Source organism: Faecalibacterium intestinale (assembly GCF_040096575.1).
GTDB classification, from domain to species: domain Bacteria; phylum Bacillota; class Clostridia; order Oscillospirales; family Ruminococcaceae; genus Faecalibacterium; species Faecalibacterium intestinale.
Map to the genome: position 1 here is coordinate 190,306 of NZ_JBBMEN010000002.1, position 14,361 is coordinate 204,666.

Here is a 14,361-nt window from a genome sequence, read left to right on the forward strand (position 1 = left end):
AACCTCCTGTGGTGTATAGCCACCGTTGTTTTTCTCTCAGTATACCGCGTTCCGGCGTTTCTGTCCACTATGGGCGGGAATACCGCTCACCCTTCCGATTCAAAAAAGGCGCGGGTCATCTGTACCACCGTGCCGGAAAGCAGCAGCAGCGCGATGAGGTTCGGGATGCTCATCAGGCCGTTGAAGGTGTCGGCGATGCTCCACAGCAGACCAAGGTCCATGGTAGCGCCCAGAATGGCTACCAGAGCATACACCACAAAGAAGGGGCGCGCCACCTTGTTGCTCTTGCACAGGAACACCAGAAAGCGGGAGCCGTACAGACCCCAGCCGATGATGGTGGAAAAGGCAAAGCAGCACAGCGCCACAGCGGTAAAAATGGAAGCCCAGCCGCCGTAGGTGGTGGTAAAGCCGGAGATGGTCAGCTCTGCACCGGCCGCTGCGCCGTAGCTGACCGAGGTGCCGCTGCACAGGATGACCAGCGCGGTCAGGGTGCAGATGACGATGGTATCGGCAAACACCTCAAAAATGCCGAACATACCCTGCTTGACCGGCTTTTTGGTGTCGGCGCAGGCATGGGCGATGGAGCCGGTGCCAAGACCGGCCTCGTTGGAAAAGATGCCGCGGGAAACGCCCTTTTGCATACTGACGAACAGGCTGCCAATAGTGCCGCCGGTAAAGGCAGCGGGGTTGAACGCGCCCGCCACGATGGATTCCAGCACATAGGGCAGACGGGAAAAGTTGAGCACCACCACGCCCACCGACAGCACAATGTAAAACAGTGCCATAAAGGGCACCAGCTTCTCGCTTACGCTGCCAATACGCTTGATGCCGCCCAGCAGCACCAGCGCCACCAGAACAGCCACAAGGATGCCCACGATAAGGTTGAGGGTGGGCAGAAAGCCATTACCCACAAGCCCGTATTCCAGCAGGGCGGTATCCACTGCCGCCACGATGGTATTCACCTGCGTTGCGTTGCCGGTGCCGAACACGGTCAGCACGCCGAACAGTGCGTACAGCACGGCCAGGAACTGCCAGCGACGGCCAAGGCCGTTTTTAATATAGTACATCGGGCCGCCCACCCACTCGCCGGTATCGCTGCGCTCCCGGAAATGCACAGCCAGCGTCACCTCGGCAAACTTGGTGCACATCCCCAGCAGCGCAGAGCACCACATCCAGAACACGGCACCCGGGCCGCCGATGGCGATAGCGCCCGCCACACCGGCAATGTTGCCGGTGCCCACTGTGCCCGCCAGCGCGGTGCACACCGCCTGAAAAGGGGTCATGGCACCATCCGAAGCATCCCGCTTGCGGAACATCCGGCCCACGGTGGTGCGGATGGCGTAGGGGAATTTGCGGATCTGCAAAAAGCCCGTGCGGACACTGAGCAGCAGCCCCACGCCAATGATGCACACCATGGCGGGGATGCCCCAGATAAAGCTGTTCACCGCCTGATTGACGGCGGCAATGGTCTCGATCATATACTTCCACATCCTCTGTAATATCTTGCGCACTGACAGTTTTTGTCAAAACACGAAAATTATTTTACCGTACTTTTTCCGTAGTGTCAATGAAAAATAGGGACGTTATGAAACGCCCCTATCAGAAATTCTTATTTTTTATGTGTGACCGCCCGGCGGTAGACGATGCCGGAGACCGCCGCTGCCAGCACCTCGGTAAGCCAGAAGGCGTGCCATACGCCGTCTGCGCCCAGCCAGTTACACAGCAGTGCAGCCAGCGGCATGATGAAAATAACATACCGGCACAGCGCGATGACCAGCGATTCTGCGCCCTTGCCCAGTCCCTCCAGTGCACCGGAAGCGGTGGTGGAGACTGCCGAGATGACAAAGCCGATACTGATGATGCGCAAGGCAGTCTGCCCGGCGGCGATGGTTTCGGGGTTCTGGGTGAACAGCCCCATCAGCTGCCCGGAGGCAAATTGACAGATCACCGTGCCCGCCGCCATGATGGCTGCGCTCATGAGCAGGGTCAGCTGGAACAGTTTTTTCACCCGGGCGTGCTCCCGCGCACCGTAATTGTAGCCGATGAGGGGGCGCATTCCCTGCACGAAGCCGTTGGCGGGCAGGTACAAAAAGGTCTGCAATTTATAATAGATGCCCAGCACCACCACATAACTCTGAGAGAAAGCTGCCAGCAGCCCGTTGAGGAAGGTGACCAGCAGCGAGGGCAGCGCCAGATTGAGGATGGCCGGAATGCCGATGGCGTACAGTCTGCCGTCCAGCGCTGCGTCCGGGCGCAGGCAGCGGCGGCGCAGCCGCACCGGCAGCTCGGTGCGCAGATAGACCACAAGGTAGACCGCCACGCTGAGCGCCTGACCGATGCCGGTGGCCAGTGCCGCGCCCGCAATGCCCATAGCCGGCACCGGCCCAAGGCCGAAAATGAGCACAGGGTCCAGTAAAATATTGCACACGCAGCCGGTGATCAAGGCAACCATGGACACCTTCATGCGACCCACTGCCTGAAAGATTTTTTCAAAGGCCAGCGAGACCATGTTCACGACCAAAAACAGGAACACGATGGTGGAGTAGGTGATACCGGCGGCGATCAGCGCCTCGTCCTGCGTAAAGCGGCGCAGAAAGCCGGGCATGATGGCGATGCCGACCACCATCATCACCACGCCGTGCACAAGGCTGAGCACAAAGCCGTGGGTGGCGGCCGTCTCGGCCTTTTCGCTGTCGCCCGCGCCCAGATACAGCGCGATCATGGCGTTGATGCCGATGCCAAAGCCGATGGCAATGGCGTTGGAAAAGTTCTGGATGGGGAACACCAGACTTAACGCGGTCATGGCGTCCTCGCTGATGCGCGCCACAAACAGGCTGTCCACAATGTTGTACAGGCTGTTTACCAGCATGGAGAGCACATTGGGCAGCGCCATCGAGAGCAGCAGCGGCAGCACCGGCTTCTCCTTCATAAAAGTTTCGTTCATAAAAAAATTCACCTGCTATCTGTAAAAAGCAAAAATGTGGCGGGCACAGCATCGGCTTGCAGCCGGTTTCCGGCGCAAAAAAAGCCACACAATGACCCTTTAAAGGTCATTGTGTGGCGAAAAGTAGCAATGTTGCTGTAAAAATCCACACGGTTTTTATGATCGCGGCAGCTGTCCGCGATATGCCCCCGCGCATTTGCGGGCTGCAACTTTAGCAGAATACCACATCCCCGGCGGTATGTCAAGGGGTTTCGGCGTAAAAGTATGACTTTTGCAATCGCTTGACCATTTTTACATCAGGCGCTACAATAAGGCAAACCGGCTCTGAGGGAGGGCATTGTATATGAAATGGATGATCGCATCAGACCTGCACGGCTCCTATTATTATGCGCAGCAGCTGCAGCAGGCCTTTGAACGGGAGCAGGCCGACCGCCTGCTGTTTCTGGGAGACCTGCTCTACCACGGCCCCCGCAACGACCTGCCCCGGGATTACGCCCCCAAAAAGGTGATTCCGCTGCTGAACAGCCTTGCGCCCAAGCTGCTGTGTGTGCGCGGCAACTGCGACGCCGATGTAGACCAGATGGTGCTCAATTTCCCGGTGCTGGCGGATTACGCCGTGCTGCCGGTGGGGCAGCGGCTGGTCTACGTCACCCACGGCCATGTGTTCAACCTGAACCATCTGCCGCCCCTTGCCCCGGGGGATATTTTGCTCCACGGTCACACCCATGTGCCCGCATGGACAAACTTCGGGCAGGGGAACCTTTACTTAAACCCCGGCTCCGTGAGCATTCCCAAGGAAAACACCGCCCACAGCTACATGACCTTGGAGGGAAGCACCGCCTGTTGGAAGACCATGGAGGGCGCGTGCTACCACCAGCTGCAGTTGTGATAATGTTGTGATATTCCAGTTTTTCCCGGCAAAAGCTGGAAAAAGCCCTTGACGAACTGCCCGAAATGCTGTAAACTAAGTACAACCTTTAAAAATAGAGGGAGCTGTAAGCTTTGTACTGAACGCAGGCGGTGCAAAGTGTAGCAGTAAACCCCATAAGGCATCATAAAAAGACACCGGAGGCTTTGCATCGGCTTCCGGTGTTTTTTATGCGCCGCCGGGCTATCTTTTGCTGCGCGGTCATGCTACAATAGAAAGAAAACACGAATTGCAGGAGGAATTATGGATTTTTACGGAACCATCGGCCCTGCCTGTGCCGATGTAAAGCTTTTGCAGCAGATGGTGGAAGCCGGTATGACCGGCATCCGCATGAATCTTTCTCACGGGCCGCTGGCAGCGCACGCGGACTGGCTGGCGCTGCTGCGCAAGGCCGGGGTCAAAAAGCTTCTCATCGACCTGCAGGGGCCAGAACTGCGCATTGGACGTCTGCCGCAGCCGCTATCCCTGACCGCCGGGCAGACCGTGCGTCTGGGCGCACAGGGCATCCCCTGCCCTGCCGCGCTGGTGCACAGCGTGCAGCCCGGGCAGGAGCTGCTGCTGGATGACGGCAAGCTGCTGGCACGGGTGGACACCGCAGAGCCGGAAGCGCTCGTGTGCACCGTAGTGCGGGGCGGCGTGCTGCAAAGCCGCAAAAGTCTGGCCGCACCGGGGGCAGACATCCAGATGCCCACCCTGACCACCGAGGACAAGGAGAACCTTGCCATCGCCGCCGGTTGCGGCGTTACCGGGGTCATGCTGCCCTTTGTGCGCGGCGCGGCGGATATTTGCAATCTGCGGCAGGCGCTGGCAGAAGCCGGTGCGCCGCAGCTGAAAATTCTTGCCAAAATTGAAAACCTTGCGGGCGTGCAGGCGCTGCCGGAGTTTTTGCCGCTGGTGGACGAGGTAGTCATTGCCCGGGGCGACCTTGGCAACGCGATGCCCCTGTGGGAGCTGCCCCGCTGCCAGAAGCAGCTTTCTGCCGCCTGCCGGGCAGCCGGAGTACCCTTTATGGTGGTGACCCAGATGCTGGACAGTATGCACACCCGGGCTGTGCCCACCCGCGCCGAGGTGAACGACATCTACAACGCCGTACTGGACGGCGCATCCAGCCTGATGCTCACCGGCGAGACCGCCGCCGGGCAGTACCCGGTGCAGGCCATGGAGTATCTGGTGCGCACCGCCCGCACGGCGATGTAAGAGGAAAAATTATTTTTTATTTGGGCTTCCGAAAAGTCTGCGGACTTTTCGGAAGCCCTTTTTCACGGAAAGAGGTCGTGACCGAGAGATATTTTTCCGCAAAAGGATAGCATCTTTTTTCTGCTTCCTGTATAATACAGGTAAAATCAACTGAAGTCAGAAAGGTTTATCGTTTATGGGTATCGTAGTCATCGGAGCTGTTTTTGTGGATATCAAGGGCTATCCCCTTTCCACCTATATCCCCGGCGGGCGCAACGCCGGACGCATCGAGCAGGTACACGGCGGTGTGAGCCGCAACGTGGTGGAGGATATTGCCAACGTGGAGCTGCGCCCCACCTTTGTGGGTCTGGTGGACGACACCGGCATGGGACAGGACGTCATCGACAAGCTGGCAAGGCACAAGGTCAACACCCGCTTTATCCAGAAAAAGCCGGACGGCATGGGCACATGGCTGGCCATCTTTGACAACGACGGCGATGTGCACGCTGCCATCTCCAAGCGGCCGGATACCACCCCGCTGACCGGTCTGCTGCAGGAGCAGGGCGATGCCATTTTTGCAGGCTGCGATTCCATTGCACTGGAACTAGACCTCGAAAAAGAAACGGTGAAGCAGACCCTGCGCTACGCCAAAAAGTACGGCAAAAAGGTGTTTGCCGTGGTCTCCAACATGAGCATCGCCATGGAGCGGCGGGATTTTTTGCAGCAGATCGATTGTTTTGTATGCAACCAGCAGGAGGCCGGGCTGCTGTTCTCGGATGATTACGACCACCTCTCCCCGGACGAGATGTGCCGGGTGCTCACGGGCAACGTGCGCAGCGCCAACATTCCCAGCATGGTGGTGACCATGGGCGGACAGGGCGCGGTATACGCCTGTGCGGACGGCAGCTGCGGCATCGTGCCTGCCAAAAAGGTGGACGTTATGGACACCACCGGCGCGGGGGACGCCTTCTTTGCCGGCACGGTCATCGGCCTGACCTACGGCAAAACGCTGGCAGAGTCCTGCGAGATCGGCAGCCGTCTGGCCGCCTCGGTCATCTGCATCACCGAGAACGTCTGTCCCCGCTTCCGCCCGCAGGAGTTCGGGCTGGATGTACCGGTGGTGGATTAACGGTTTGGAATGGTCTCCGCTATCGGGTTGCGGCACCCAGCATCCGCATCGTGCCTTGGGCGGCGCTTGCGTCTTGCTGGCCGCTGCCCCAACAACTCCTCCCTGTTTCCGCCACTGGCGGCGGTCGTCGTCGTTGCACTTTGGCCATTTTCAGCGGAGAAATTATTTATATTTTGCCAACCGGGAAAATCTGCGGATTTTCCCGGTTGGCCTTTTCACAAGAGGAGCCGCAAAGGAAAGCTGCATCTATAACTAAAATTGCGGATTTTTCGGCTCGCCTTTTCACGGGATGGGCGTAGAGGGAAACGGCATCCGTCTATTGGATTTTTGCGCAAAACCGCATTTTCCCCCTTGACAGAAGCGGCAGTTTCTGGTATCAATAAAAATGATAAAGGGGAGTAAAGGGCAGCCCGCCGGTCAAGGCTTTTTTTCGGCAGGCCGCTGCATGGCAGCGTCATCACGGCAGCAATGCCCGATGTCATGTGTTCGCTTGAGACTTTTGTCACAGATCTTACGCTGTGGCAAGGGTCTCTTTTTTCTTGCCGCAGCATCAGAACAAAAGGAGGCAGAAAAACAATATGAATTTCTGGAACACATTCGCCGCGCTCTTTTCAAACTTCGGGGCGCTGACATGGCAGATGGTGGTCATGTGGGGCATCGGCGCCCTGCTCATCTACCTTGCCATCGTCAAAAAGATGGAGCCCAGTCTGCTGCTGCCCATGGGGTTCGGCGCCATTCTGGTCAACCTTCCCGCATCCGGTGCCATCACGCAGGGAGACACCGTTGGCCCTATCTCTGCCCTGTTTGAAGCAGGGATGTCCAACGAGCTGTTCCCGCTGCTGCTGTTCATCGGCATCGGTGCCATGATCGATTTTGGCCCGCTGCTGGAAAAGCCGTGGCTCATGCTGTTTGGCGCAGCGGCACAGTTTGGCATCTTTTTCACCCTGTTTCTGGCCGGGTTCTTCTTTGATATGAAGGATGCCGCATCCATTGCGGTCATCGGCGCAGCGGACGGCCCCACCGCCATTTTTGTGGCAAACACCCTGAAATCCCAGTATCTGGGCGCTATCATGGTGGCAGCTTACAGCTACATGGCACTGGTGCCCATCGTGCAGCCGCCGGTCATCCGTCTGCTGACCACCCAGAAGGAGCGCCGCATCCGTATGCCCTACGAAAAAGGCAACGTCACCCAGCTGACCAAGATCCTGTTCCCTGTTGTGGTCACGGTGGTCGCCGGTCTGGTAGCCCCGGCCAGCGTGGCGCTGGTGGGCTTTTTGATGTTTGGCAACCTGCTGCGGGAATGCGGAGTGCTGAACTCCCTGAGCGAGACCGCCCAGAACGTACTGGCAAACCTCATCACCTTGCTGCTGGGTCTGACCGTTGCCGGGCAGATGACCGCCGACAAGTTCGTCCGGCCGGACACTTTGCTCATCATGGCGCTGGGTCTTGTGGCCTTTATCTTTGATACCGCTGGCGGCGTGCTGTTCGCCAAGCTGCTGAACCTGTTCCTGCCCGAGGGCAAAAAGCTGAACCCCATGATCGGCGCAGCAGGCATCTCGGCCTTCCCCATGAGCGGGCGTGTGGTCAACAAGATGGGTCTGGCCGAGGACAGCCAGAATTTCCTGCTGATGTACTCCATCAGCGTCAACGTTTCCGGACAGATTGCATCCGTCCTTGCCGGCGGACTGATCCTTTCCCTGATGGCTTAACGGAGGTGCCTTTATGCTTCATCTTTCTTCCTGGATGACCACCCTGCCCATGATGCTCATCGGCATGACCGGTATCCTGCTGGTCATCGGTTTTCTTGTGCTGGTCGTGATGGCGCTGAACTGTCTCACCCGCCGCAAATAAAGGGTCATAAATGCAAAAAGGACTGCCGTGCGCTGCACGGCAGTCCTTTTTATATCAATTTACTTGCTGATGGAAAGAGTGCCGAAAGCAGTCTCTTCAAAGTGACTGCCGTACAGCTCCTGCATCAGCTTGATGAGCGAGAGGGTGTCCTCTGCACCGGCGGTCTCGTAGCAGGAGTGCATCGCCAGCTGGGGCAGGCCGATGTCCACACAATTCATGGACACCTGTGCCATGGCCAGATTGCCCAGCGTGCTGCCGCCTACCTTATCGGAACGGTTTGCAAAGTATTGCAGCGGCACACCGGCGCGGGCAGCCAGCTCCCGGGCGGCTGCAACGCTCATGCCGTCGCTGGTGTACTTCTGGCCGGCGTGGGTCTTGATGACCACACCCTTGTTCATGTAGGTGCAGTTGTTCACATCGGTGTGCTCCGGGTGGTTGGGGTGCACGGCGTGGGCGTTGTCGGCGCTGACCATAAAGCTGGAAGCCACCGCACGGTGGAAGTCCTCGTCGCTGCCGCCAAGGCTCTGGGCAATGCGGTGCAGCACATCGTACAGGAAGGTGGAAGCTGCGCCCTGCTTGGTGCCGGAGCCGACTTCCTCGTTATCAAAGAAGGCTGCCACACCGATGGAGCGGGCGTTCTTGGCAGTCAGCAGACCTTTCAGGATGCCGTAGACACACTGCTGGTCGTCCAGACGGCCGCAGGAGATGAACTCCTCGTTGCAGCCCCAGACGGTGGCCTTTTCCCGCACATAGAGGAACAGGTCGCTGCCAAGGATCTGCTCCTCGGACACCTTCAGCTCCTCTGCGATCAGCTTTTTCAGCGCGCCCTCCTCGCAGGCACCGCCCAGCACGGGCAGCATATCCACCTGCTTGTTGAAGGAAGCCTTATCGTTGACCTCGCGGTTCATGTGGATGGCCACGCTGGGGATCATCAGCAGGTCGCGGTCCAGCGCCACCAGACGGGATACGATAGCGCCGTTCTCCTGCACCAATACACGGCCCGCCACAGACAGCGGACGATCCATCCATGTGGCGCAGATCATGCCGCCGTAGCCCTCGGTGTTCAGCTTGGTGTAGTTCTGCCCCATGTGGATCTCGGCGTTCTCCTTGATGCGGAAGCAGGGAGAATCCGTATGGGCGGCGGCAACGTTGAAGCTGTAATTTTCCAGCTGGTCGCCCATGCGGAAAGCGATGATGCTGGAACCGTTGCGGCAGACAAAATAGTCCTTGCCGGGTTCCAGCGCCCACTTGCGGCTTTCCAGCAGCTCGGCAAAGCCTGCCTTCAGCAGGATATCCCGCACAGCGGCGGTGGTGTGGTATGCGGTGGGGTTGCCGTCGATGAAGGACAGCATTTCACGGACTTCGGATGCGATCATAAAAATAAACCTCCTTGGGTGTATCTGAAAAGAGCCGGTCAGTGCTGACCGGCCCTTTTTATCGCAAGTCAAGAAATTAGTGCAACATTCAAACAGCATATTTGCGATATGCAATTCAACGCTGTTGCCGTTGCATTAAAAAGTTGAATTGCTATAAGCATATTCAGGTTACGTTTTGGCAGCGGTCTGCTCGCGCTTTGCAAGGGCGGGCAGAATGAATCCCAGCACGGTCAGCACCACGGGGGTGATGACGTTCAGTGCAAAGGTGAAGGGGTCCTTATCATACATACCCAGCACGCAACACACGGCGGTAACGGCAAAGCACCAGCCGCCGAAGAACTTGGCCACGGCCTGATTTTTGACAAAGCGGTACTCGGCAGGGATGGTATCGTAGGCGTTGCGCAGGGCGATGTAGGCGGCAAACACCCACAGGTAGCGCATGGGCATACACACAGAGTTCAGCTTGGTCAGCTGGCGCAGAACGGCGGCAGCACCGGGCACGAAGGACTGTGCCAGAATGATGGAGCCGGACAGCACAGCCACCATCTTGATGCCGTTGCTGTGCACGCCGTGGGCGTTGACCTTGTGCAGAGCCTGCGGGATGAACTGCTTGGTGTGCTCGTTATCCAGCAGCATACGCAGCGGTGCGTCGATGCTCAAGATCAGCACGGCGAGTTGGCTGATGACGTTGCACAGCGCGTAGATGATCATGAACAGATCGCCCACATGGTAGTACTGACCCAGCTTCTGGAAAGCCCAGTAGGAACTGTTGGCGACATAGGCGTTGAAGCTTTCGGCGCTGGCGTTGATGATGGCGGGGTCGAACATACGGCTCATGGCCAGCGTGCCCAGAATGGCGCAGGCGACCACCATGACGGCCAGCGTGATCATGCCGCGGGGGAAGCCCTTGCTGGGGTTTTCGACCTTATTGACGTAGGGAGAGATCTTTTCGCAGCCGCCCACGGCGAACACCAGAATGGACAGGGACGTGAAGTAGGTGACGTTAAAGTTGGGGATCAGGCTGCTGAAGCTCAGGTTGGCGTGGACGTACTCTGCCGTGGGGTTGATGGCCGGGGCAGCGAACATCATCACGATGTACAGCAGGGACATGACGAAGGTGCAGGTGCCTGCGGCAGTCAGCAACTTTTTCAGGGGGTTCAGACCCAGACTTGCAATGTAGCAGCCCAGCAGCAGGATGCAGAAGGTAGCCAGCTGGATGTAGCGGGTGGGGAAGGAATCGTAGGTCTCCGCGTTGCGGAAAACCGCCCAGCTCAGCGCCTTCAAAAAGCCGCTGCCCTTGCTGGCGATGTAGGTGATGTGGCACGCCCAGTAGGTCCAGCCGGCGTAGTAAGCCAGCTTGGCGTTGGTGGTCTGGTGCAGCCATGAACTGACACCGCCGCCCTCGTTTTTAAAAGCTGAGCCCAGCTCGCCCACCATCAGCGCATAGGGGATAAAGTAAAGGGCAAACATGAAGATCCAGCTGAAGATGACCTGCGGACCGTTAAAGTACACAAAGCCGTTGGTAATGTTGCCGAAGCCCCAGACCGTAGAAAAGGCCATGAAGGCAAGGGTAAGCCACGAGATCTTTGTGGCTTTTTCTTTGTTAGACATACGGATAATTCCTCTCTTTCTTCTCCACACAGGGCGGAAGTTCCTGTAAGAAGGCCGAGGTTCCGCATACATTTTGCAATTTTTACCAAAAATACAGCAACTCTCGACCAGTCACTTTGACAGTATAGCATAATTGCAGATTGTAGACAATCTGCAATTTCCATAAAATGATTGGTCAAAATTTAGACGTTCAGCCAAATTCCCCTTATTTTGCCGTGCCGTCTGCTGCCTGTCCAGCGCTGTTCGCGCTGCGCATCCGCTCCATAGGCTCCATGTAGTGGGCGTAGACGGCGCGGCAGGCAGCCTCGGTGTCGCCACTTGCCAGCGCCTCGTACAGCTTGGTGTGGATGCCGTTCTGCCGCTGCGCCAGCGTCTCGTGGTTAGAGCCGCTGCTCGCCCCAACGAGCAGGTTGCCGTAGTTCAGGTCGTCCCAGAATTTCAGCAGTCTGGGCAGCCCTGCCCGCTGCACGATGACCGCATGGAAGCGGTTGTCATTCTCCACGATCTGCGAAAGATCCCCCGGTCGGACATTGCGCATCTCCTCCAGTATCCCGCGCAGGGTGCGCAGATCCTCCTCCTGGAATTTGCAGTCAAAATAGCGCAGCGCCGTCATTTCCAGATTTGCCCGCAGCAGATAGATCTCGTAGGCGTCCTCCGGTTTCACCCGGCGCACAGAGCACCCCACATTGCGCGAATACTCGACCATGCCCTCCTGTTCCAACTGCCGCAGCGCTTCCCGGATGGGTGCCCGGCTGGAGCCGAACTCCTCGGCAAGCCGCTGCTCAGCCAGCTTTGTGCCCGGCTGCAGCTCCCCGGTAAGGATCTTGCTCCTGATGGCAGAGGTGATACTTTCCCGTAAAGTCTGAAAGGCAAATTCGCCCATGACTTTTATCCCCCTTTTTTACTTTTATACGTTCTTTTTTGCCGCACGCAGTCCGCAGCCGCTGCCAGTGCAGCCGCAGGCCTGTATTGCGTGCGCCTTATAAGGATACCACGAAACGGTGGAAAAATAAAGTTTTCTGGCAAAAACAGGTACTTTCTCCCCTCTCCGTCATCGAAAGCCTGTACACAAAAAATGCCCCCGGAGGGCTTGTTGCTGCTCTCCGGGGGCATCCTATGTACGTTATGCCTTGGCGCACACGGCCGGCATTTACTCGATCTCGATCAGGTTCGGGTTCTCAGGCAGAGCCTTCGTCTGCTGAGGAGCGGGCAGCTGGATGTGCAGGACACCATCCTCGAACTTTGCGTGGATATCCTCCTTCTTCACTTCGCCCACATAGAAGCTGCGGGCGCAGCTGCCGGAGAAGGTCTCGCGCCGCACATAACGGCCCTTGTTGTCCTTTTCATCGTTAGAGTGGCTGCGCACTGCCTGAATGGTCAGGTAGCCGTCGTTCAGATCCATCTGAACGTCCTCCTTCTTGCAGCCCGGCAGGTCGACGTCTACTTCGTAGCCGTTGTCCGTCTGCTTGACATCGGTCTTCATCATGTTTGCGCCGCGCTTACCAAAGGTGTCGCGGGCTTCGCGGTTCATCACACGCTCCAGTGCACCCTCGTTCCAGAACGGATCAAAGAGATCATCGAACAGGTTCTCATGAAAAACAGTCGGCATAAACATAAAACATACCTCCAATCCCGGCGTTCGGGTCGGGTATAAAATTACATTTTGAAGCTCTTTGCAAAGGGCTTTCCGGGGAGCCTTGCGGCTCTCCTTTTGCCCTTCCTCCTGAGCACGCCACTGTTATAACACGATTTTTTAGCACTGTCAAGTGTAGAGTGCTAAAATTCATAAAAGAATAATACTTTTGTCACAGCTTCTGCGATTTTATCAAAAATACTGCGCAGCAGCGCGTTTATCATACCGCAAGTAGAACAAGCGTTCCTTGGATATACCCCGCAAAACACGCAACACCTGTGCTTGCAGCAATGCAGACGCCCCACAAGACCCATGCGGCAAGCTTTTTGCCGGTCAGCCTGTAAACGGCGTTCCAATACTCCATGTTGCACCATACAAGCGCCGCCGAGAACAAGACCGAGAGCCACTGCGCACGGAAGGACAGCTCCATGCTGATAAGCAGATAGTTCGTCAACGTATAAAACAGGCTTCTGCCCACGATTTCCGGCACACTTGAATGCTTTTGCTGCATATCGGTCACCCGTCTTTCCGTTCAAACCCCAGATACCGCGTGCCCTGAAAGCTCAGCTTTCCGGTGTCGCCTTCTACAAGCATTCCGTAGTCCGAACCATCTACTTCAAGTTCCATGCGGTCACCGCTTTCCACCTGAAAGGTCACATAATAGGTCGTGAACGTATGCGCCATCGTATTGTCCGTATGATGGCGGGAAACGTTCATCCGCTTGGCCACCACAGTAGCCGGAACGGTAAGGCGCGGGGACGCATTATTTTTGCTCCATGTGCGCAGATTGCTCACCACGGTAAACAGGATCATGCCCAGCACCACCAGAAACACCAGCGGGAACAGGATGCTGAAAAGCGCGTCAAACCCACTATAAAACATTTTACCCCTCCAAAATTTCTTCCAGCAGCTGCTTTACGTCCTCCAGAAAGGCATCTTCGCCGAGGGTGTTCACCTTAAAGAACACCGCCTGACTGCCGCCCGCCGCAATGGCCGACAGCCGGATGGGCTCGTCCCCGTTCTGGAACAGGGTCAGCGTCAGGCTAAGGCGGTTGCCGCCCACCATGCTGTACCGCTCAAACACCCGCACGCTGCACCGGGCGCTGCCCTCCTTGAAATCGCTGCCGGCTTCCAGCTCTGCCGACCAGCTGCTGTCCGGGATGGCGTGTTCCAGCTTGCGGAGCAGGGTATCGAAGTTCTGGTTGCGGATGGTCTTTTCAAAAATAGCCATAGCTTCCTCCTTTTGCAAAATGCAGTCCCTTTACTCTGAATACGAATGAGAGCGGGCAGCAATTGCAGCGCCCGCCCTTATTTTGCTGCGGTCAAGCTTTCTTTTTTCGCAGCTTGGGTGCGGTGGCGTTGTAGCTCATGTCCAACACCAGACGGAGCTTATCCTCCGGGGCGCTGCCGTCCAGCGCGGCGGTGATCCAGTTTTCCTTGTTCATGTGGTAGGCAGGGTAAAAGCCCGGCTCTGCCCGCAGAGAACCGATGAGGATGGGGTCACACTTTAGGTTCACGATATCCACCGGCTGCTGTCCGGGCAGACCCAGTTTGCTTCTGGGCACGGTGGTGACCAGCGCAAACCACTTACGGTTTGCCGCATGACGGAACACCGCCGACTCCGGGGTGTCCATCCACGGATAGTCTGGCTCAACGCTGTAAGTATCAAAAATGAGCTGTTCCAAGCCTTTGCGGTCCATGGGTTCTCCCCCT

General features: G+C 57.3%; 15 protein-coding genes. 5 read left to right on the top strand and 10 right to left on the bottom strand.

From position 1 onward, the window contains the following. Positions 1 to 86: 86 nt before the first annotated feature. Positions 87 to 1,478 carry an alanine/glycine:cation symporter family protein gene (locus WMO20_RS02785; protein WP_349185765.1) on the bottom strand — a complete coding sequence of 464 codons (1,392 nt, stop codon included), beginning with the start codon at positions 1,476 to 1,478 and terminating at the stop codon, positions 87 to 89. A 131-nt stretch (positions 1,479 to 1,609) separates the two neighbouring features. After that, positions 1,610 to 2,944 carry an MATE family efflux transporter gene (locus WMO20_RS02790; RefSeq protein ID WP_349185766.1) on the bottom strand — a complete coding sequence of 445 codons (1,335 nt, stop codon included), beginning with the start codon at positions 2,942 to 2,944 and terminating at the stop codon, positions 1,610 to 1,612. Positions 2,945 to 3,287: 343 nt separating this feature from the next. On the opposite strand from WMO20_RS02790, the gene yfcE reads away from it, so the two are divergent. From yfcE to WMO20_RS02815, 5 genes are all read left to right on the top strand, one after another. Then, positions 3,288 to 3,833 carry a phosphodiesterase gene (yfcE, locus tag WMO20_RS02795; RefSeq protein WP_112090225.1) on the top strand — a complete coding sequence of 182 codons (546 nt, stop codon included), beginning with the start codon at positions 3,288 to 3,290 and terminating at the stop codon, positions 3,831 to 3,833. Between the two features lie 282 nt (positions 3,834 to 4,115). Next, positions 4,116 to 5,069 (top strand): pyruvate kinase, encoded by a 954-nt coding sequence (gene pyk, locus WMO20_RS02800; protein ID WP_349185767.1) that lies wholly within the window; start codon positions 4,116 to 4,118, stop codon positions 5,067 to 5,069. 175 nt (positions 5,070 to 5,244) lie between these two features. Further along, a complete protein-coding gene (locus tag WMO20_RS02805; RefSeq protein WP_349185768.1) occupies positions 5,245 to 6,177 on the top strand; it encodes a carbohydrate kinase family protein in 933 nt (310 codons plus the stop codon). A 578-nt stretch (positions 6,178 to 6,755) separates the two neighbouring features. Then, the gene (locus tag WMO20_RS02810) at positions 6,756 to 7,886 is read left to right on the top strand and encodes a sodium ion-translocating decarboxylase subunit beta (RefSeq protein WP_112090222.1); all 1,131 of its coding nucleotides are present in this window, start codon (positions 6,756 to 6,758) and stop codon (positions 7,884 to 7,886) included. Positions 7,887 to 7,899: 13 nt separating this feature from the next. Continuing rightward, on the top strand, positions 7,900 to 8,028 hold the full coding sequence (locus WMO20_RS02815; protein ID WP_015538181.1) for a hypothetical protein: 129 nt from the start codon (positions 7,900 to 7,902) through the stop codon (positions 8,026 to 8,028). 59 nt (positions 8,029 to 8,087) lie between these two features. On the opposite strand, the gene WMO20_RS02820 is transcribed toward WMO20_RS02815, so the two are convergent. From WMO20_RS02820 to WMO20_RS02855, 8 genes are all read right to left on the bottom strand, one after another. Next, a complete protein-coding gene (locus WMO20_RS02820) occupies positions 8,088 to 9,404 on the bottom strand; it encodes a M18 family aminopeptidase (RefSeq protein ID WP_316544782.1) in 1,317 nt (438 codons plus the stop codon). Between the two features lie 168 nt (positions 9,405 to 9,572). Next, positions 9,573 to 11,015 carry an APC family permease gene (locus tag WMO20_RS02825; RefSeq protein ID WP_349185769.1) on the bottom strand — a complete coding sequence of 481 codons (1,443 nt, stop codon included), beginning with the start codon at positions 11,013 to 11,015 and terminating at the stop codon, positions 9,573 to 9,575. 205 nt (positions 11,016 to 11,220) lie between these two features. Beyond that, the gene (locus WMO20_RS02830; protein WP_349185770.1) at positions 11,221 to 11,898 is read right to left on the bottom strand and encodes a GntR family transcriptional regulator; all 678 of its coding nucleotides are present in this window, start codon (positions 11,896 to 11,898) and stop codon (positions 11,221 to 11,223) included. Between the two features lie 267 nt (positions 11,899 to 12,165). Continuing rightward, positions 12,166 to 12,630: an Hsp20/alpha crystallin family protein gene (locus WMO20_RS02835; RefSeq protein WP_112090219.1), complete on the bottom strand. Its 465-nt coding sequence runs from the start codon at positions 12,628 to 12,630 to the stop codon at positions 12,166 to 12,168. Between the two features lie 238 nt (positions 12,631 to 12,868). Further along, a complete protein-coding gene (locus tag WMO20_RS02840) occupies positions 12,869 to 13,159 on the bottom strand; it encodes a hypothetical protein (protein WP_349185771.1) in 291 nt (96 codons plus the stop codon). A gap of 5 nt (positions 13,160 to 13,164) precedes the next feature. Further along, entirely contained in the window at positions 13,165 to 13,530 is a 366-nt protein-coding gene (locus WMO20_RS02845; protein ID WP_349185772.1) for a DUF2500 domain-containing protein, read from the bottom strand. 1 nt (position 13,531) lies between these two features. After that, positions 13,532 to 13,879 carry a DUF6054 family protein gene (locus tag WMO20_RS02850; protein ID WP_316540901.1) on the bottom strand — a complete coding sequence of 116 codons (348 nt, stop codon included), beginning with the start codon at positions 13,877 to 13,879 and terminating at the stop codon, positions 13,532 to 13,534. A 91-nt stretch (positions 13,880 to 13,970) separates the two neighbouring features. After that, a complete protein-coding gene (locus WMO20_RS02855; protein WP_112090215.1) occupies positions 13,971 to 14,348 on the bottom strand; it encodes an MmcQ/YjbR family DNA-binding protein in 378 nt (125 codons plus the stop codon). Between the last annotated feature and the right edge of the window lie 13 nt (positions 14,349 to 14,361).